We start from the raw sequence: 17,346 nt of genomic DNA on the forward strand, positions 1-17,346 counted from the left end.
AAATAATCTTGAAGAAAAGGCAGATAGGACATTAATGTTGTTGCCAGAAAGATCAGATGAATTTTTAGATACAGCTATTTCTGTAACAAAAGATAGAGGTATTATTCATTATTATTCTCACATTCATAGTGAAACAAAAGCTGGAGCTTCAAAACTTTCAGAAGAGCATTTTCTTAAGGTGTGTCCATTAAAAGCAGACATACTAAATTCAAAAATTGTCAGAGCAGTCGGACCTAGATTCTATCAAACCGTAGTTGATGCACGAATTTACAAAAATTAATCATCATCAGATGCAATTGATGATGGAGATGGCTTTGTTGTTGCCATAGTGTATCCGATCCAGGAAATCACACCTAGGACACCGCCTGCAATCATTAATACAGAAAGTTGTAAAACTATAGGACTCCATTCAGATAACATCAATAGATATGCATAAAGGAAAAAACCTCCTATACAAGAGACAAATATCAGAATTCCAGTTGTTTTCCTTTTATCCATGCGGTTGAAAAATTTTGTTAGTTAATTATTGTTTTGAACTAGTAGTTGAATTCTATGGCCATCATGTATGCGTCTTCCCCATCTCTATAGTAAGATTTCAGACGCTGTTTGATAAAGAACCCTAGTTTTTCATACAAAGTTACTGCTTCATTGTTACTACATCTAACCTCAAGATAGAGTTCATCACATTTTTTGGATTTGACACCATTCATAGATTCTTCAACAAGGGCATTTCCTATTCCCTTTCTTCTATGTTCATGCAAGACTGCAATAGATACAACATGTCCTTTTTTGACAAAACCTAATTTTTTAAAATTTGAAAATCCATACTCTGTTTTACACATGATATAGCCAACTATTTTTCCGGAAATTTCAGCTACAAGGAATGCTTCTGGAAGCTCTGCAAGTAGGCTTTCGTAAAAATAATCTGAATAATGTTCCGGTAATGTTTTGAGATTAATTTCCATCACAGGAATAAGATCTCGAGGTTCTGCTCGTCTTACGCTGCATTCTCCAATCTGACGTAAAATTACTTGCATGTCGATACTTCTAGTGTCAGTTATTTAATTTTAAAGTAGTAAAGCCATTAATGTGTAGAAAATGTGGCATAATTATGAGTGAGCCAACTATAGAAGAGGTTGTAGATTTAGTCTCCTCAAAATTTGATGTTATCGAATTTGAGCAAGGACTAGACGCCTTGGGATTTAAGATTAATCAATATTCCGATCTTAAAGAGCGATTCCTTGATCTTGCATTGAAACTTGAATCTATGAATTTGATTGGCAAGATAGAATCAGGTGATGATGGTATGTACGTAATTGTTCGGAGAATGCCCCCGAAAAAAAAGAGAAAGTGGTTATCATCATCGTGGATGCCAAGAATTCTCTTTGCAGTAGTAGTAAGTTTTGTAATGATAGATGGATACTATAGGACTGCTGGGGCAAATTCCATTATCAATATTGGAGATCCTATTGAAATGGCAGGAATTTACACCCTATCACTTTTAGGAATTTTAGGAATTCATGAATTAGGTCATCTAGTTGCAGCTAGATTGCACAAGCTAAAAACAACGTGGCCTTACTTTATTCCAGGAATTCCAGTTTTAGGTTTTATCCCTACTTTTGGTGCAGTGATTCAATCAAAAGGCCTTACAATTAATCGAGAGATTTTATTTGATGTTGCAATTGCAGGGCCAATTGCTGGACTAGTCATAACAATCATTGTCACAATTTATGGTGCCTATACAGCACCATTGATTGACAGTGTAATTGCAGAACAATTGTTCGAGGATGCAAGATTAATCGAATGGAGTCAAGGAGAGCCACTCTTTATGACAGGAGCATTGGCGTTGTTTGGCAAGGGGGGAGACACTCATGAAGTACTCATGACGCCAGTGCTTTTTGCAGCATGGATTGGATTTCTTATCACGTTTCTTAATTTGCTGCCCGCATGGCAGTTAGATGGTGGACATATGGCAAGAACTTTGCTAAAAGAAAAATGGCACAGATATGCAACATATGCAAGTATGGGAGTGCTTGTGTTACTAGGATATTGGTTTATGGCAATGTTCATTTTAATTCTAAGTTCTAGGAATCCTAGCGCACAAATTTTAGAAGAGGTTACCCCACTAACAAGAAATAGAAAAATTGCGTATGTTATAATTGTAATATTGGCAATATTTTGTGCTCCTATACCAAATGGAATATTATCTTAATAGGAGTCGTGCACCATCAGACACAACTACTACCTTTTGTCTTGCACCCTGAGTTTTTAGAACATAATCCATTCCATGTTTAATTCCAGAAAGTGAAATCATGTTAAGCTTCTTTGCATAAAACTCAGGAAGTATGGAAACTAATGCAACCTGAAATCTTTTTTGAGTTTCATTTAGAAATAGTAGATCCTCCATTCCATTGATGTATTTTGACGGATTCCGAATTTGATCTAAACTCAGCCTATCCTCAATATATTGCTGAATAGCATCAGAACCAATCCCCATCTTACACTCTGCTACAAGAACTGCCAATCCATTATCCTTAATGGCGTCACTACAATTCCATAAAGAGTTTAAAGATTTTCCAAGGGTGTCGTTACTTGCGTCTTTTCCAGTGCTGATAAACATAGTCTTGTGTTTTCCCACATCCTTGATTGCAATGGATTCAAAGGTTTTCGTCAGAGAAATAGTTGATGAGGGATGTCCAACTGCAATGTCAACTATTCCCTTTGAGTTTGCCAGTATCTCAATTCCTATGATCTCAAAGTTATCAACAAATTTTTTTGCTTCCTCTAGACTATCAGTTGCCTGACAGGGAGTAGGTAGATTACCCTTTCTTTTAGCATATGCTGAAAGCATGTTTTCAGTTCCAAATCGTTTGAGCAATTTAGTCGCAATTGTTTCAAATCCAAATAGTCCATCCATTTCTAACTCACTTAGAAATACCAAATTTGAGTTAGTCAAGTTTGATTCTTCAAATTCGGATATGACGCTGCCTTCTGGAAGACCTTGTTTAACAAGATTTAGGATTTTTCTATCAGATAATATTCTTGGAATAGGTCTTGATTTTTGCTCACAAGAAGAAAACAAGATGGAGATGATTTTTTGAACTGCTTTTGAGTGGTGCAACACCACTAACTCAATTGGTTTAGTTGTGTCTAACGAATTTAATTTTTCAGCTATCTGAGTATCTTCAAGTATTTTGCCATCAGAATCAATATTTTCTTCTAAATTCTCTGCCCTGATGTCCAAAACGACATCAGTAATTCCATAATTTAACCAGATTTCAGGCATAATACATTGAAAAAACAAACCAAAATAAATCCAGTGTAGTTAATTTTGGTATGGAATTTGTAAAAGAGTTTGCAACATTTTTGTTCCAAAAAGGCTCGATCAAGTTTGGAGATTTTACCCTAGCCAGTGGAAAAAAGAGCTCATACTATATTGATTTGAGAGTAGTTCCAAGTTTCCCTCATCAATTCAGAAAGATGGTCAAATATCTCCAAAATCAAATAATAGAAAAAATAGGTTTGGAGAATTTTGATTCTCTTGTTTCAGTCCCAACTGGAGGATTAATTATTGCGTCTGCATTAGCTATTGAGACAGTAAAACCGTTAATCTATGTAAGAACCAAACCTAAGGATTATGGTACTTCAAAATCTGTTGAAGGATATTTTGAGAAAGGTATGAAAGTATTGATGATTGATGATGTTGCCACTACTGGTGGTTCTGTGATAAATGGAATTAAATCATTAAAACAAGAAGGATTAGAGATTTCAGATACATATGTAATTATTAATAGAATGGAAGGCGCCACAGAGGCTTTACGTGATGAAGGAGTTAAAATGCATCAATTAACAGACATTATGGAAATCACTAAAATTCTTTATGAGCAAAAAATGATTTCGGAAGAAATTTTAGATAAGGTAAAAATGCAGACAGGAACAAATTGATTGGCAGCTCAGTCAAATGCCTTCACATCATGATTCAGATATAACTCTGATTCTTCATTGCGGCCGTACAAATTACCTATGAGTCATTTTTAAAACTAATTGAAAAAACATGGGCCCGAAGGGCTTCGATCCCTTGGCTCACCGGTTATGAGCCGGTTACTCTACCAAGCTGAGTTACGGGCCCCACGCAAATGAGGTTTTATCCTTGGTATAAAATGTTATAGAGATTTAACAATATGCTTCATAACAACTATCAAGCAACAAATTTTGTGCAGATATTGATTTGTCTGCAATTTGTAGTAACTTTTCTTGATCAGTTGTTGAATTCTCTAAGATATTTCTCCATGATGCTGCGTGTCGGATATCTGCTTCTGTATGAAGTTTAAAGTATTCTATTGCTTGAGCGCTTGTAATTCCATAAAATTCTGCCAATCCGTCTAATTTTGTTTGACTGATTTTTGGAATTTCTTTTTCAAAAGCATACATTGCACATGCGCCACTTTCAAATGAATTCATCAGAGATGATAATTGTGAAACAGCTTGTCTAGTTTTTTCCAATCCATTATATTGTTGCAATTCATTTTTTGCAACTCCTAGAGAACCTGCAAATTCTATCCAGGGTTTGATGTGTTCGGATTCTTCTTTTTGGTTAGCAGAAAGCTCAGCAACAAGTGAATCAGGTGCTTGACGTATAATTGGTGTCATGAAATTTGGGACTTCTTTTACTAGTTGAAAATATTCTTTTGAATATCCAGTAAGTGATTCTATACTTAATTTTCCACCTGACCACATTTGGTAAAATGGGTGTTTTAGTAAACTTCTTTCTTCTATCTTTTCATCAATTTTTTGAATTAGTTGATTCATATCTCATATCCAAATTCTCCGTTAAAAAAGTCTTTTTCGTTTCCAAAGGATTTTAAATAAAGAATGACCCGATGCAAACGTGCTCCTGTGGTGTAGTCCGGTCAAGCATACCGCCCTTTCAAGGCGGTGATCCCGGGTCCAAAATCATTTGATGGAAATCCCGGCGGGAGCACCAAGATTTAATTAGTAATTGAAAAGAATTTTGAATAGAGCTGTATTTGGATAGAAAAAATATAGAAATTAATCCTCTTCTGGAAACTTATGGTCGTTATATCAAGAAAATTGATGAAGTTCTAGAAGCTGAATTGAATCTCTATAGCGAATCAGAGTTCATAGAACCATTAAAATACTCAATTCATGGCGGCAAGAGAATTAGGCCAATAATTTTGGTTTTGGCTGCAGAAAGTGTAGGAACAGTTGATGAAAATACCTATACTGCTTCATGTGCAGTCGAATTCCTCCATACCGAATCCGTCATTCACGATGACATCATTGATGATGAGACCCTAAGAAGACAAAAAGATCCATTCCACATAAAATATGGATACAACACCAGTATTCTTACAGGCGATTTTGTTTTAGGATTAATTCTTAACATTTCATCAAAAATTAACAATCCAAGAATAACAAAAGATCTTGCCACCACTGCAATGTTGATGAGTGAGGGCGAAATGATTGAGGGTCAGCTAGAAGCAAGCGAAGATGTAACCTTTGATGATTATCTAAAGGTGATAGAATACAAAACAGCTACTGCATTTGAGGTAGCGGCTAGAATTGGCGCCATCATAGGAAAAGGTTCTGAAGAAGAAATAGAAGCACTAACAGAATATGGAAAGAATATTGGAATCGCTTATCAAATAAGAGATGATTTACTTGATTGGAAGAACGAAGACAAATTATTTAATTTGTTAATTAAAAAGAGTCACGATCCTAGAGATGTTTTTAATCGGATGGAAGATTTGCTAAAAAGTTATTCTGAGAAAGCTAGAGTAGGATTAAGAAAGATTCCAGATAATGATGCAAAGAGTAATCTTGAGCAACTAATTGCATTCACTAGTTTTAAGGCGTAATACCTAAGCTTAGTGATGGGGCAGCACTTTCTGCAAAGTTGATTATTGGATCTGGATAGACACCAATTCCAACCATGAATATTATTGAGAATATCATTACTGCAATGATTGACTTTGGTTCTTTGACTCTCTTTTGTGTCTCACCCTCAAAGTACATCTTTCTCATTATCCAACCATAGTATGCCAAAGATAGTGCACTGTTTAGCACTCCAGCTATAGCTAACCATGGGGCCCACCATACAACTGTACCGGCATCTAGTGCAGAGCCAAATAACATTAGTTTACTCCAAAATCCATTTAATGGTGGAACACCTGCAAGTGCAAATAGTGAGATCACAAGACCCAATGATGTGATAGGCATTCTTCTACCAAGTCCTTTGATCTTATCCAAATGGGTTACAGCAAGAGTCGTAACAATTCCTGCAACTGCAATAAACGCAGCACCTTTCATAACAGAATGATTAAGAATATGGAATAAAGAGCCAGAAAGTCCTATCTGTGAGAACGGTGCAACTGCCAATCCAATCAAAATGTAGCCTGCATGAGCAATACTGGAATATGCAAGCATTCTTGTAAGATTCTTTTGCATTACAGCAGCAATGTTTCCTATAGTCATTGTCATTACTGCGATGATTCCAAGTGCAAGAGTCCAATCAAGATTTAATGCTACAGTTCCCATCACAATTACTCGAATCGCTGCGGCAAATCCAGCCTTCTTTGTACCTGCTGCAAGTAATGCAGTAATTGTTGGAGGTGCTCCTTCGTATGTATCTGGCAGCCACATGTGGAAGGGAACTAATCCCATCTTGAATCCAAATCCTGCTATGAACATACCTATAGCAAGTAATGCAAGAGGTAGCAATTCTGGATCTACTGTAGCAAATCCTTGCATTACCTCGCTGATGTTAGTGGAACCAGTGATTCCATAAGCCAAAGATATACCGTAAACGATTATTGCTGATGATAAAGCACCAAACAAAAAGTACTTGAGTGCAGCTTCGTTTGAGCTTGGGTTCTTTTTCATAAATCCTGCTAAAATGTATGTTGGAATGCTCATTAGCTCCCATGCAACAAATAACATTACCAGGTCGGTTGAATAAGCAACAAGAACCATACCAATTGCTGAGAGTAAAATCAGCGAATAGTAAACAGCAGAATGACTCTGCTTTCTCATGTAATTAAAAGAGCCAACTGTAGTCATTATTGCTACAATTAACATTGCAATTGCAAAGAGACCACCAAATGTGTCATCAACTAAAACACCTGAAGAGAACATTGCCGCAGAGAGAGTCTTCTCGCTGACTAGTTGATAGATGACATAGCCAATTGATGCAATTAAGGCACCAAATGCAATTACAGCATAAAATGAATTGCTTCCTTTTTCTTTTCTAGCTATGCTAATTACTGGAAGAATTACGCCTATGGTACCAAGTATTGCAATTATTATCATTGGTGTTGAAGTAATTTCGATCATCCATTAATCACCTAAATCAACAATATCAGAACTACGAAGAGTAGTCCTGCTCCAAATACGAATAGATATGATTGTGCAACACCAGTTTGAGTTCCCTGAACTACTTTTGCTCCCCATCCTACTGCCTTTTGTAATCCTACATTCATGCCATAGTCAATGGCTGTCTTCTCAAAGTAGCGGAATACACCACGTGCTAGCCATAATGGTGCTACAACAAAGCACCAATAGATAATTGCATTAAGATACCATCTGTTTAACATAACTTTGTGAATTCCATAGAAGAAGAGATTAGAGTTTACAAATTTGACAGGATCAACCCATCTACCAATGTAGAATATGTATCCAAGTCCAATTCCTATGGCAAATGCTACTAATGATGCACCCAATGCAACGGGGTTGAGTCCCTGTAGGAATTCAGGCAATATTGAATGCTCATCTGCATGATGTAAGGAATGAATTCCAAATGAATGCTCCAAATACTCTGCAAATAATTCGTGTATTCCACCTTCTACTGACAATCCAATAATTCCTATTCCAATAGTCAAGACTGCAAGAATACCATATGGTACCCACATTGACAATGGAGCTTCATGAATGTGATGTCCTTCGGATTCCATCTTTTCAACGTGTTTGCTCTTTGGACCAAAGAAGACCATTCCAATCATTCTTGTTGTGTAAAATGCTGTAATGATAGCAGTGAGTACGGCAATTGCAAATATTGGTAATGCCCATTCGTTTCCTGATTCATACACTGATGCAAAGATTGCATCTTTACTCCAGAAACCTGTTGTGATAAATGGGGCTCCCATCAGACCAAGTCCTGCTGCCCACATAAACGCATAAGTCTTTTTCATGTGTTTTCGCAGACCACCCATATCGGTCATAAATCGCGAGCCAACAATATGCAGCAACGAACCGGCTGCCATGAAGAGTGAAGCCTTAAACATTGCATGAGATATCAAGTGGAAAAATCCTGCAGTATAACCATCAACAAATTGTTCAGATAAACCTGCAATACCTAATGCCATCATCATATATCCTATTTGAGAACCTGTAGAGTATGCAAGAACTTTCTTAATTTCTGGATTGACCATGCCTTGAGTGGCAAGCAATAATGCAGTAATTGCACCAACCCATGCAATAATTTCAAAGAACTGGTCTGCTAGAATTCCTGCTGCACCTAATGCAAAGAATAATGGCCCTAGTCTTGCCACAAGGAATACACCTGCCTTTACCATTGTTGCTGCGTGAATTAGGGCAGAAACTGCAGTAGGACCAGTCATTGCCTCAAGTAGCCATTCATTTAGTGGGAATTGTGCTGATTTTCCTATTGCTCCACCAAAAAGCAACACTGCTGCAGGAATAAGCAATCCTTGGGCAGACATTGTAGTTGCCCACGTAGTATCTTCAAGTAATTCTCTAAATCCAAATGTTCCAGCAAATGCAAATATCAAAAGCATTCCAGCAACCATCATCACGTCACCGACTTTGGTCATTATGAAAGCCTTCATACCCGCATGAGTTGGAGAATAGTAATCAAGTAAACCTAGAACAGTACGTCCTTCTTTTCCAACATAGTCTTTCTTTTTATCACGATACCAGAAGCTGATCAATGCATATGATGCAAGTCCTACACCTTCCCAACCAAAGAATACCTGTAACAAGTTATCAGAAAGAACGATTAGCTGCATTGAACCAATAAAGAACATCATCCAGAACCAGAATCTTACAATGTCCTTGTCGCCTTTCATGTAACCAGTGCTGTAAATCATGATAAGGAAAGATATCCAACCTACAACATTGGACATGATAATTGCTATCGGATCAGCTAAGACTCCAGCTTTAATTCCAATTGCATTTATCCAGTTAATCTGATCATGTACCTCATGAGCTTCTAATGCTATTGGAAGCAAAGATGCTGCAGATAATGCACTCATTAGGGCAAATGCTACAGCAACATAACCCGTTGCTCGTTTAGATCCTTTACCTACACCTGGAATAATCATTGCTGCAGCAAATGGCAATATCCAGATTAGCCAAGCAGCATACTGACCAATATCAAATCCCATCATGTCAGCCATACTCTAAGCCCCCAACACTCCACTCATGTATGGAACAATTGTTTCCAAAAAGATGTCAGGATAAAGTCCAACTACAATTGTAAATCCTGCTAACACCATCATTGGTGCAAGCATGTACCAACTTCCATCTTTTACATTTGAAAGATTCTCAGGTAGTTTTCCAAAGAATACGCGTTTAAGCATCCAAAGAATGTAAGACATGGTTAAGGCGGTTGCAACAAGACCTAGTCCAAATGTTACGTATCGTAATGTAGAGCCTTCTTCAATTGCAGTCTCTAGTGCTCCATAGAACATTATCCACTCACCCATGAATCCGCTTGTTGGTGGAACACCCATTATTGTAAGGGCTCCAATCACTGCACATACTGCAGTGATTGGCATCTTGCCTGCAAGTCCACCTAACTTTGAGATGCTTCGGGTACCAACTTTTACTATGATTATTCCAGCGGTCATGAAGAGGATTCCTTTTCCTAATGCGTGTGTAATGTACATCATCTCAGCTCCAGACATTCCCAAAACAGAGTAGGAACCGATTCCAAAGAGAAGATATCCCATCTGGCTGATGCTAGAATATGCAAATAATCTTTTGAGATCATCTTGCATTAATGCCATTGCGCCACCATAGATCATTGTAACCAATCCCCAAACGTGGAACCAGATTGCCAAATCTGCAAATGTCATTGGCAGGAATTCAACAATTAATCTAAAGATACCATATGCGCCGATTCCAATCATTACTGGCGATAAGAGAGCACTGATTGGAGTAGGAGCTGCTCCGTGAACCCATGGTAACCAAATATGGAACATGAATGCTGCAAGTTTTACTCCAAGTCCAATTGCTATTGCTACTGCAGACAATAACAGTACATCTTGAGGAATTTCTGATTCACGAATATCTGCAAAGTCAAAGCTTCCAATGGAAAGACCAATCATCAAAAATCCTAAAAGAAGAACTACTGCACCAACATGGGTCCAGAATAGAAACATTAAAGCTATTTTTCGTCTTGGACCATCACCCCAAAACGCAATCAAAAAGAAACCAGGAATCAGCATTACCTCAAAGAAGATGTAAAATTCAATGAGGTTTGTTGCAAGGATTGTTCCAAGCATTCCCATTGCAAATACAAGAAATAGTGCAAAGTAGATTCCAGATTGTTTGTTGATATGTGAGTTTAATTCTGAAGAATCAACTAGTGTTGTTGTCTGTCCAGAGCCTTCAGCTGCAGCCTCTTTGTTATTTTCTTCAAATTGTTCTTTAAATTTGTGAACCATGTATGGTTTTGAGTACAAAGCCAATATTGTACTGAGAACATAGATCATTATTGCAAATGGTGATGCCAAGCCATCAAGGACAAATCCAAATTCACCAAATAGTTCGGTCCACTGATAATGCTCTTCGTATGTTCCGTTGAGAGCAGTCAAAATTACAAGGACAGTACAGTAAAGCAATACTCCAAAGGTAAACCATGTTGCTGCATTTGGTCCGGCGTTTCGACCAATTATGTAGGCTACTGGTGAGAGTAATAGAGGCAAGAATACTGCCTGCATTAATGCAAATTCCATTATCCCTTCAAGCTCCTAAATTCAGCAATGTCGACATTCTTGTACATTCTGTAAGCTACAATAATTAGTGACAAACCTACTGCTACTTCTGCTGCGGCAATTGCAATTGAAAACAATGCCAAAGTTTGTCCACCGCTATGAGGCATGAATCTAGCAAACGCTACCAAGTTGAGATTTGCAGCATTAATGACAATCTCAACTGCAAATAGCATTCTCAAAGCATTTCGTTTTACTGATAATCCATAGATACCAATGCCCAAAAGAGCAATTGAGACAATTACAAAATCAATTAGTTCGTTGCTCATCTGAAATATCCTCCCGTCTAGCTAAAACCAATGCGCCCGTTACAGCACCTGATAAGATTAATGCCATTGCAATAAGTGCAGGCCAATAGTAAGTAAGAAAATCAGTACCAATCTCTCTAAAGTCTACTGGTGGTTCATCTGTAGTGATACTCTTGATGCCAGAATCCATGATGACAGCACCTAATGCAGTCATGAAGACTAGCATTAATGCAATTCCAGCAAATTTTCTTCTTGGGTCTTCAATCTTTTTGAAGATTAATTCTCTTCTCACAAGCATGACTGTGAACAAAATCAATACTGCAATAGAGCCAACATAAACTGCAAGTTGGAACATTGCTACAAATGGTGAGTCAAGTAGTAAAAAGAATCCAGCTACACCACCTAGTGTACCCATTAATGCAATTGAACCATAAATTAAAGATCTTAATTCTAATGCTGCAATTGCAGAGCCAATTGTCAGAACAGATAATGCTAAAAACGCAGCATCAGCCATGAGTTGCACCTCTATCAGTAATTATTATTTCAGCATCTTGTTGAACATCAGGTTTTACCTGTAGTTGAGCTGGTGTGTATATCAGTCCCTCTTTGGAATAAGATGATAACTCGTAATCATTAGTCATGTATAATGCATAAAATGGACAAGCATCAACACACAATCCACAGAATACACATTTTCCATAATCAATTTGTGGCATGATTGCTTTTTTGTTTTGTTTCCATTCTTCTGGCACTTTTACCATTGCAATTGCTTCAGCAACACCTTCGCATGCTATAGAACAGAGCTGGCAACCAGTACAATGGTCATGAAATAGCATGTGTCTTCCTTTGAGACCTGCAATACCAACACCCGTAGTTGGATCAAATTGATAACCGTCACCTACGAACTTGAGTTTTTGTTCAGGGTATCTTAGTGTGAAACGCTTTACAGCTAGGTGTTTTATTCCTGAATTCAGTGCTTTGATAATTCCACTAGCAGTTCCCATTACAAAATTCCCCCAGGACCAAATACTCCAGCATAAAGCAAGGTGAGTGCTATAAAGATGTTAACGAATGCAAGACCAATTAATTTGTACCAACCAATTTTCAACAACATGTCAATTCTAATTCTTGGGAATACACCTCTTGGGAGCAATATGAAAAAGATTACAGATACTGTTTTAATTACAAACCATAAAACGCCATTAAGCATTTCTTGTGAAAATACTGGTAATCCGGGAATCTTTGCAGTGATTGGACCTGCAGTGATACCCTCAGTGATTATTTCTTCTGGGAAGGGAGGCCATATCATAGGTCCATGCCATCCACCTAGGAAGATTACTACAAACAATGCAGCAAATGCATATAATTTCAAGTAAGAACCAAGTTGAACTAGTCCATACATCATACCAGAAAATTCAGTTAACCATCCAGCAACAATTTCACTTTCTGCTTCTGGAAGATCAAAAGGAATTCTTTCTAGCTCAGCTAGAGCGCATATGAAAAATACAATTGCCCCAACTGGTAAAAAGATAATCCAGGGGAATGAAGACTGTGATTCAATAATCTCTGTAAGATTTAGAGTTCCTGTAAGAATAACAACGCCAAGTAATGATAAGATTAATGGAATTTCAAATGAAACCATTTGGTGAAGCGCTCTAATTCCACCAATGAATGGGAACTTGCTGTTTGCAGACCAAGCAGATAAGATTGTAATTATCGGGAAGAAACCAATTACTGCAAATACTGCAATTAGACCAATGTCTACATCTGCAACAACCCATCCTCCAGGAGCTACTGGGATTAATGCAACAAATGCAGCGGCTGCCCCCACAAACAAAAGTGGTGCTGCAATAAAGATTGGCTTATCGGACTTTGCAGGAATGATAATTTCTTTTGAGATTAACTTCAGCCCATCTGCCATTAATTGTAATATTCCCTCGACTTTTCCACAGTAAAATGGTCCAACTCTGAGCTGGAGTTTTGCTAGCATCTTTCTTTCAACAAAAATTGTGCCAGCTGCTAATAGTGCAGCAAAACCAAATCCAGGAAATGCAGCAATTCTAAAAATGTCTGTAAACATTAGTGCTTTGATTAATGGTAAAGTACGAGACGGATCCGCTAGCCATGTAAGTGCCAAGAAGGGGTTAACAAGTTCTCCATCAACTATTGGTAAATCAACATAAAACAGGATGATTTGAACAAGAGGAAGTCCAACCAGAGTTAGTAGAACAATTATCCAAAATACGTTATCAAGAACGTACTTTAGAAAATAACCCAGTCGGAATTTTGGTGCAATAATTGACATTTATCGGTCAGCCTCCACTGGCCAATAGTTCAAACTCCAGTAAACTGCTGGCATGTTACCAAGTTTTTCGCCTTTTAGGAGGTACGGCATACAAATGAGATTTCTAAATGAACCTACACTGAGTTTTAATCGGTATGGTTCTGGTTTGTTATTTGAAACAATGTGACAGCCAAGGGAGCCTCTCCCTGATTCTACTCGTCGGTAAACAGACTCGTCTCCGCCTTTTGGATTTGGTTTCAGTTTTACACGCACAGAGCCGGACTTTGGCATTTTAGCTAATGCATCACGAATTATTCTACAGCTCTCAAGCATGTCAAGCCATGGAACTTTTGATCTTGCATAAGAGTCACCTTCTTTGAGTACATTAGTTTGAAAATCAAGTTCTTCATATACATCGTATGGCTCTTTCTTTCTAATATCAAAGTCAACACCGCTTGCACGTAAGACAGAGCCGGTTGTTCCAAGTCGAATAGCATCTTCACGAGATAAAATTCCTGCATCCTGTGTTCTTGCAATTAAGATTGGATTATCATAAAAGATTGGACCATACTCACGAATTCTCTTTTCAAAATAGTTTACCTGTCTAAGACAAACATCTTCAAAGTTTGCTGGCAAGTCATTTCTTGTACCACCTGGAACAAAATATGCGTGTGTAACTCGAGCACCTGTCATTTTTTCAAGCAAGTCGATTAAAAGTTCACGATCGCCTGCAGGCCACATAAACATAGTAGAATGTCCTAGGAATATTCCATAGATTGCCAACCAGTATAATGTGTAGACACATCGGTTTAGCTCAGATGCAATAACTCGAACATACTTTGCACGTTCTGGAACTTCGATTCCTAAAAGATCCTCAACGCCCAAACAATATGGGTACAACACATTACATGAATCATGAATTACTGGTCTTTCAAGATGAGGAATGTTTGTAATGTAATTTCTATACTCTGCCATCTTTTCTTCTCCTCTATGGACATATCCAGGATCAGGATCACAGGATACGATATAGTCACCATCAATTTTGATTATCAAACGCATGTGGCCAGAACCAGGATGTTGTGGTCCAACATTGAGAGTCATAATTCTCTCATCTACGCTTTCGACTGCTAAGCCTGGAGGTAATTGCTTACTCATCTCTATCTTCCCTTTATTCTAAAGTCCTTTCTTAATGGAGGTAAATCTGCCCAATCTTCTGGGAGAAGCAATCTGCGATTATCTGGATGATCTTCAAAGAAAACACCTAACATTTCAAAGCATTCTCTTTCATGAAATTCTACACTGTAAAATATATCTCTAAGACTTGGTAATCTAGTGGAATCCTTACCAGGACTTGGTTTGTCCTCTCTTGGAGCTCTTGTAGATAGAGCTAAGATTTGTTTTGCTAAAGTAGGATCAGTATAGGATCCCAGATGATACACAACCTCTATTTCTTTATCAGCAGGATAATCTACACCGCTTACAGATTCTGCATGATCAAAATTTAATTCATCGCGAATGAACTGTGCAACTTCTTTAACATTTTCTTTGCTTGCTTTGACGCCAATTCTATTTGGTTTTACAAAAGTAATTTCTGCCTTGTCGTTGAATTTTTTTGTAATCTTATCAGCAATATCTTTTTCAAATTTTGGAAGCTCTGGTTCTTTCTTTGCTACTTCCTTTTTTTCATCAGCGGCAGCTGGTTTTGTTTCAGTACTCATTAGACAGTCTTCCTAGCCTTCATTCTCTTAATTTTCTCCTGTAGGAGCATACATCCTTGTATAAGAGTTTCAGGTCTAGGTGGACATCCTGGAACATACACATCTACAGGTAACACACCGTCTATGCCAGGAAGTACGTTGTAGGAATCAAAATAGAGTCCTCCGGTGATTGCACATGCACCCATTGCAATTACATACTTTGGTTCTGGCATTTGATCATATACAAGACGCAGTCTTGGAGCCATCTTTCTTGTGATTGTTCCTTGTACAACAACAAGATCACATTGTCTAAGTGAACCAAATGCTTCAATGATGCCAAATCTTTCAACATCATATCTTGGTCCTGATGCTGCACCAAATTCTACACTGCAACAGGCCGTCTCGATGTGAACTGGCCATAATGACCAAATTCTTGACCAATTGAGTGCATAACCTAGAGGTTGATCAATTGCCTTTTCTAAAATATCTCCCAACTTGCCAACAAACACATTAGCGGTTTGTGGAGTCACAAGATCTTTTAGCATTTTATTTCCTGTCCTCCATTATACTCGGATTATAACTTGCGATTACCAAATGTTTCGTCTCCCTGATTGATACAGTGCAAATGCCATTGCTGCAAACATAATTGCTAAGAATCCAATAATTGGAAGAGTGGCTGTTTTTGGAAGATTCAGAATTGTGCTTCCCCATGCGTAAAGAAAGATTGCCATTACATCAAAGACGACAAACATGAGAATGTATGCATAATATTGCATCATAAAATGAGTACGACCTTCGCCCTTTGGAACCTGACCACATTCCATTGGCAAAAACTTTACAGGATTGCTAAGTCTTCGGGGTGCAATCATTCTGGAAATTAAAAGTGCTGGAGCTGTTGCAGCTACTGCAAACCCAAACATCATCAATATAGTACTATAGTTAGCCGCTACTTCCCCTACCAAAGTAGCTTTGAAACCCTGAAGATGGTATAAAAAGCTATGCTCGGTTTTTGGATCGCAATTTTTTCTTTAAGTAAATTTTTTGCAAAGTCCTTAATATGACTAGATCTGTTTTTGAAATATGGCCCTCAATGTAGGTGACAAGGCTCCAGCTTTTGAGCTTGTAGATACAGATCTAAAAATGAGAAAGCTTGACGAATTCAAAGGGAAAAAAGTCATTTTATCATTCTTTGTAGCTGCAAGTTCTCCAGTATGTGAGACAGAAATGTGTACTTTTAGAGATTCATGGAATGAAATTTCTAATCTTGGTGCACAGGTAATAGCAATCAGTAACGATGGACCTTTTGCAAACAAAGCATTTGCAAAACAACATAACATTAACTTTCCAGTGCTAGGTGACTATACCAGTAAGACCATAAAAGATTACGACATTCTAATGCCAGATCTTCTTCACATTAAAGACTACAATGCAGCAAAGCGTTCTGTCTTTATCGTAATGGAAGACGGTACCATTGGTTACAAGTGGGTTTCTGAAGATCCATTAAAGGAACCAAACTATAAAGAGATCAAAGAATTTCTAAAATCAAACTAATTTTTCTTTTTTATTATTCGATTTCTGCGATAACATCGTTTTTTGCAACAGAGTTGCCTTTCTTTACTTTGATTAATTTAACAACTCCATCCTTGTGAGATTTTATGCCAACTTGCATCTTCATTGATTCCAAAGTGCAGATTGTGTCACCCTTTTTCACTGAAGCACCTTCTTCAACTGCAATTGAGACTACCTTGCCAGGAATTTGGCTGTGTAATGCTAATTTGGAGTCACCTGCTCCTGCACCACCAGAGTTTTTGTAAACTATTTTATCCAAATTGATGTGTTTGTTGACTATCATTGGTACTCCATCAACAACCATGTTAAGCTCTGCAGTAGAGGTTTGGAGATATTTTACTGTATGATATTGTTGGTCTAAAACAAATTCTATTCCCTTAGAATTCATTTGCAAGATTTTGATATTTCTATCATCTCCGTTAATTTTGATTGTATATTCATTGTTTCCGTGATTTTGGAGAATTTCTCCGTTGAAGACTTGTTCAATATCTTTAATTTTGAATTCCATCATTACT

At 37.6% G+C, this 17,346-nt stretch carries 20 protein-coding genes, 2 tRNA genes and 1 pseudogene; 6 read left to right on the forward strand and 17 right to left on the reverse strand.

Annotated features, from left to right (window positions below; all coding sequences use genetic code 11):
- Positions 1-280: pseudogene (locus C6988_RS03005) on the forward strand (class I SAM-dependent methyltransferase family protein); the annotation flags it as partial.
- On the opposite strand, the gene C6988_RS03010 reads toward C6988_RS03005, so the two are convergent.
- Together C6988_RS03010 and rimI are read right to left on the reverse strand one after the other, a co-directional pair.
- On the reverse strand, positions 277-498 hold the full coding sequence (locus C6988_RS03010; protein WP_182133485.1) for a transcriptional regulator: 222 nt from the start codon (positions 496-498) through the stop codon (positions 277-279). The pseudogene C6988_RS03005 and the gene C6988_RS03010 overlap by 4 nt on opposite strands.
- A 38-nt stretch (positions 499-536) precedes the next feature.
- The gene (gene rimI, locus C6988_RS03015) at positions 537-1,037 is read right to left on the reverse strand and encodes a ribosomal protein S18-alanine N-acetyltransferase (RefSeq protein WP_182133487.1); all 501 of its coding nucleotides are present in this window, start codon (positions 1,035-1,037) and stop codon (positions 537-539) included.
- A gap of 74 nt (positions 1,038-1,111) precedes the next feature.
- Here rimI and C6988_RS03020 point away from each other — a divergent pair, with 74 nt between their 5' ends.
- Complete coding sequence (locus C6988_RS03020) at positions 1,112-2,212, forward strand: site-2 protease family protein (RefSeq protein ID WP_182133489.1); 1,101 nt, start codon at positions 1,112-1,114, stop codon at positions 2,210-2,212.
- Here C6988_RS03020 and C6988_RS03025 read toward each other — a convergent pair.
- Positions 2,204-3,286 carry a nickel-dependent lactate racemase family protein gene (locus C6988_RS03025; RefSeq protein WP_182133491.1) on the reverse strand — a complete coding sequence of 361 codons (1,083 nt, stop codon included), beginning with the start codon at positions 3,284-3,286 and terminating at the stop codon, positions 2,204-2,206. The two genes, C6988_RS03020 and C6988_RS03025, sit on opposite strands and share 9 nt — an antisense overlap.
- Positions 3,287-3,336: 50 nt before the next feature.
- On the opposite strand from C6988_RS03025, the gene pyrE reads away from it, so the two are divergent.
- Positions 3,337-3,945: an orotate phosphoribosyltransferase gene (pyrE, locus tag C6988_RS03030; RefSeq protein ID WP_182133493.1), complete on the forward strand. Its 609-nt coding sequence runs from the start codon at positions 3,337-3,339 to the stop codon at positions 3,943-3,945.
- A 110-nt stretch (positions 3,946-4,055) separates the two neighbouring features.
- Here pyrE and C6988_RS03035 read toward each other — a convergent pair.
- Together C6988_RS03035 and C6988_RS03040 are read right to left on the reverse strand one after the other, a co-directional pair.
- Positions 4,056-4,129, reverse strand: a tRNA-Ile gene (locus tag C6988_RS03035).
- A 44-nt stretch (positions 4,130-4,173) separates the two neighbouring features.
- On the reverse strand, positions 4,174-4,809 hold the full coding sequence (locus tag C6988_RS03040) for a TenA family transcriptional regulator (protein ID WP_182133495.1): 636 nt from the start codon (positions 4,807-4,809) through the stop codon (positions 4,174-4,176).
- 81 nt (positions 4,810-4,890) lie between these two features.
- Here C6988_RS03040 and C6988_RS03045 point away from each other — a divergent pair.
- Positions 4,891-4,984, forward strand: a tRNA-Glu gene (locus C6988_RS03045).
- A 43-nt stretch (positions 4,985-5,027) separates the two neighbouring features.
- Positions 5,028-5,879, forward strand: a complete 852-nt coding sequence (locus C6988_RS03050) for a polyprenyl synthetase family protein (RefSeq protein ID WP_182133497.1) — start codon at positions 5,028-5,030, stop codon at positions 5,877-5,879.
- Here C6988_RS03050 and C6988_RS03055 read toward each other — a convergent pair.
- From C6988_RS03055 to C6988_RS03105, 11 genes are read right to left on the reverse strand one after another with little or no spacing between them, the layout of a single operon-like run.
- Positions 5,869-7,353, reverse strand: a complete 1,485-nt coding sequence (locus C6988_RS03055; RefSeq protein ID WP_182133499.1) for an NADH-quinone oxidoreductase subunit N — start codon at positions 7,351-7,353, stop codon at positions 5,869-5,871. The genes C6988_RS03050 and C6988_RS03055 overlap by 11 nt on opposite strands.
- 11 nt (positions 7,354-7,364) lie before the next feature.
- Entirely contained in the window at positions 7,365-9,434 is a 2,070-nt protein-coding gene (locus tag C6988_RS03060) for an NADH-quinone oxidoreductase subunit 5 family protein (protein ID WP_182133501.1), read from the reverse strand.
- A 3-nt stretch (positions 9,435-9,437) separates the two neighbouring features.
- Positions 9,438-10,997, reverse strand: coding sequence for a complex I subunit 4 family protein (locus tag C6988_RS03065; RefSeq protein ID WP_182133503.1), 1,560 nt, complete (start codon positions 10,995-10,997; stop codon positions 9,438-9,440).
- Positions 10,997-11,302 (reverse strand): NADH-quinone oxidoreductase subunit NuoK, encoded by a 306-nt coding sequence (gene nuoK / locus C6988_RS03070; RefSeq protein ID WP_182133505.1) that lies wholly within the window; start codon positions 11,300-11,302, stop codon positions 10,997-10,999. Before nuoK ends, C6988_RS03065 begins: the two co-directional genes overlap by 1 nt.
- On the reverse strand, positions 11,283-11,795 hold the full coding sequence (locus C6988_RS03075; RefSeq protein ID WP_182133507.1) for an NADH-quinone oxidoreductase subunit J family protein: 513 nt from the start codon (positions 11,793-11,795) through the stop codon (positions 11,283-11,285). Before C6988_RS03075 ends, nuoK begins: the two co-directional genes overlap by 20 nt.
- Positions 11,788-12,285 (reverse strand): NADH-quinone oxidoreductase subunit I, encoded by a 498-nt coding sequence (locus tag C6988_RS03080; protein ID WP_182133509.1) that lies wholly within the window; start codon positions 12,283-12,285, stop codon positions 11,788-11,790. Before C6988_RS03080 ends, C6988_RS03075 begins: the two co-directional genes overlap by 8 nt.
- Positions 12,285-13,586, reverse strand: a complete 1,302-nt coding sequence (locus C6988_RS03085) for a complex I subunit 1/NuoH family protein (RefSeq protein WP_182133511.1) — start codon at positions 13,584-13,586, stop codon at positions 12,285-12,287. The genes C6988_RS03080 and C6988_RS03085 overlap by 1 nt, the downstream gene beginning before the upstream one ends.
- A complete protein-coding gene (locus C6988_RS03090; RefSeq protein ID WP_182133513.1) occupies positions 13,587-14,720 on the reverse strand; it encodes an NADH-quinone oxidoreductase subunit D in 1,134 nt (377 codons plus the stop codon). It abuts the gene before it with no gap.
- Between the two features lie 2 nt (positions 14,721-14,722).
- The gene (locus C6988_RS03095) at positions 14,723-15,283 is read right to left on the reverse strand and encodes an NADH-quinone oxidoreductase subunit C (protein ID WP_182133515.1); all 561 of its coding nucleotides are present in this window, start codon (positions 15,281-15,283) and stop codon (positions 14,723-14,725) included.
- Positions 15,283-15,807, reverse strand: a complete 525-nt coding sequence (nuoB, locus tag C6988_RS03100; protein WP_182133518.1) for an NADH-quinone oxidoreductase subunit B — start codon at positions 15,805-15,807, stop codon at positions 15,283-15,285. The genes C6988_RS03095 and nuoB overlap by 1 nt, the downstream gene beginning before the upstream one ends.
- Positions 15,808-15,849: 42 nt before the next feature.
- Positions 15,850-16,182 (reverse strand): NADH-quinone oxidoreductase subunit A, encoded by a 333-nt coding sequence (locus C6988_RS03105; protein ID WP_182133684.1) that lies wholly within the window; start codon positions 16,180-16,182, stop codon positions 15,850-15,852.
- 160 nt (positions 16,183-16,342) lie between these two features.
- Between C6988_RS03105 and C6988_RS03110 the strand changes: the two genes are divergently transcribed.
- Positions 16,343-16,813 (forward strand): redoxin domain-containing protein, encoded by a 471-nt coding sequence (locus tag C6988_RS03110; protein ID WP_182133520.1) that lies wholly within the window; start codon positions 16,343-16,345, stop codon positions 16,811-16,813.
- Between the two features lie 13 nt (positions 16,814-16,826).
- On the opposite strand, the gene C6988_RS03115 is transcribed toward C6988_RS03110, so the two are convergent.
- Complete coding sequence (locus C6988_RS03115) at positions 16,827-17,339, reverse strand: acyl-CoA carboxylase biotin carboxyl carrier protein subunit (protein WP_182133522.1); 513 nt, start codon at positions 17,337-17,339, stop codon at positions 16,827-16,829.
- Positions 17,340-17,346: the final 7 nt, after the last annotated feature.

The organism is Nitrosopumilus sp. b1, from assembly GCF_014078545.1.
Lineage (GTDB): Archaea > Thermoproteota > Nitrososphaeria > Nitrososphaerales > Nitrosopumilaceae > PXYB01.

What these genes read in the sequence shown, in the direction of transcription:
- C6988_RS03020 (WP_182133489.1), top strand. Translation starts at nt 1,112, where the DNA reads ATGAGTGAGCCAACTATAGAAGAGGTTGTAGATTTAGTCTCCTCAAAA.
- C6988_RS03040 (WP_182133495.1), bottom strand. Translation starts at nt 4,809, where the DNA reads ATGAATCAACTAATTCAAAAAATTGATGAAAAGATAGAAGAAAGAAGT.
- rimI (WP_182133487.1), bottom strand. Translation starts at nt 1,037, where the DNA reads ATGCAAGTAATTTTACGTCAGATTGGAGAATGCAGCGTAAGACGAGCA.
- C6988_RS03075 (WP_182133507.1), bottom strand. Translation starts at nt 11,795, where the DNA reads ATGGCTGATGCTGCGTTTTTAGCATTATCTGTTCTGACAATTGGCTCT.
- nuoB (WP_182133518.1), bottom strand. Translation starts at nt 15,807, where the DNA reads ATGCTAAAAGATCTTGTGACTCCACAAACCGCTAATGTGTTTGTTGGC.
- C6988_RS03065 (WP_182133503.1), bottom strand. Translation starts at nt 10,997, where the DNA reads ATGGAATTTGCATTAATGCAGGCAGTATTCTTGCCTCTATTACTCTCA.
- C6988_RS03025 (WP_182133491.1), bottom strand. Translation starts at nt 3,286, where the DNA reads ATGCCTGAAATCTGGTTAAATTATGGAATTACTGATGTCGTTTTGGAC.
- C6988_RS03110 (WP_182133520.1), top strand. Translation starts at nt 16,343, where the DNA reads ATGGCCCTCAATGTAGGTGACAAGGCTCCAGCTTTTGAGCTTGTAGAT.
- nuoK (WP_182133505.1), bottom strand. Translation starts at nt 11,302, where the DNA reads ATGAGCAACGAACTAATTGATTTTGTAATTGTCTCAATTGCTCTTTTG.
- C6988_RS03010 (WP_182133485.1), bottom strand. Translation starts at nt 498, where the DNA reads ATGGATAAAAGGAAAACAACTGGAATTCTGATATTTGTCTCTTGTATA.
- C6988_RS03095 (WP_182133515.1), bottom strand. Translation starts at nt 15,283, where the DNA reads ATGAGTACTGAAACAAAACCAGCTGCCGCTGATGAAAAAAAGGAAGTA.
- C6988_RS03080 (WP_182133509.1), bottom strand. Translation starts at nt 12,285, where the DNA reads ATGGGAACTGCTAGTGGAATTATCAAAGCACTGAATTCAGGAATAAAA.
- pyrE (WP_182133493.1), top strand. Translation starts at nt 3,337, where the DNA reads ATGGAATTTGTAAAAGAGTTTGCAACATTTTTGTTCCAAAAAGGCTCG.
- C6988_RS03085 (WP_182133511.1), bottom strand. Translation starts at nt 13,586, where the DNA reads ATGTCAATTATTGCACCAAAATTCCGACTGGGTTATTTTCTAAAGTAC.
- C6988_RS03115 (WP_182133522.1), bottom strand. Translation starts at nt 17,339, where the DNA reads ATGGAATTCAAAATTAAAGATATTGAACAAGTCTTCAACGGAGAAATT.
- C6988_RS03090 (WP_182133513.1), bottom strand. Translation starts at nt 14,720, where the DNA reads ATGAGTAAGCAATTACCTCCAGGCTTAGCAGTCGAAAGCGTAGATGAG.
- C6988_RS03060 (WP_182133501.1), bottom strand. Translation starts at nt 9,434, where the DNA reads ATGGCTGACATGATGGGATTTGATATTGGTCAGTATGCTGCTTGGCTA.
- C6988_RS03105 (WP_182133684.1), bottom strand. Translation starts at nt 16,182, where the DNA reads ATGTTTGGGTTTGCAGTAGCTGCAACAGCTCCAGCACTTTTAATTTCC.
- C6988_RS03055 (WP_182133499.1), bottom strand. Translation starts at nt 7,353, where the DNA reads ATGATCGAAATTACTTCAACACCAATGATAATAATTGCAATACTTGGT.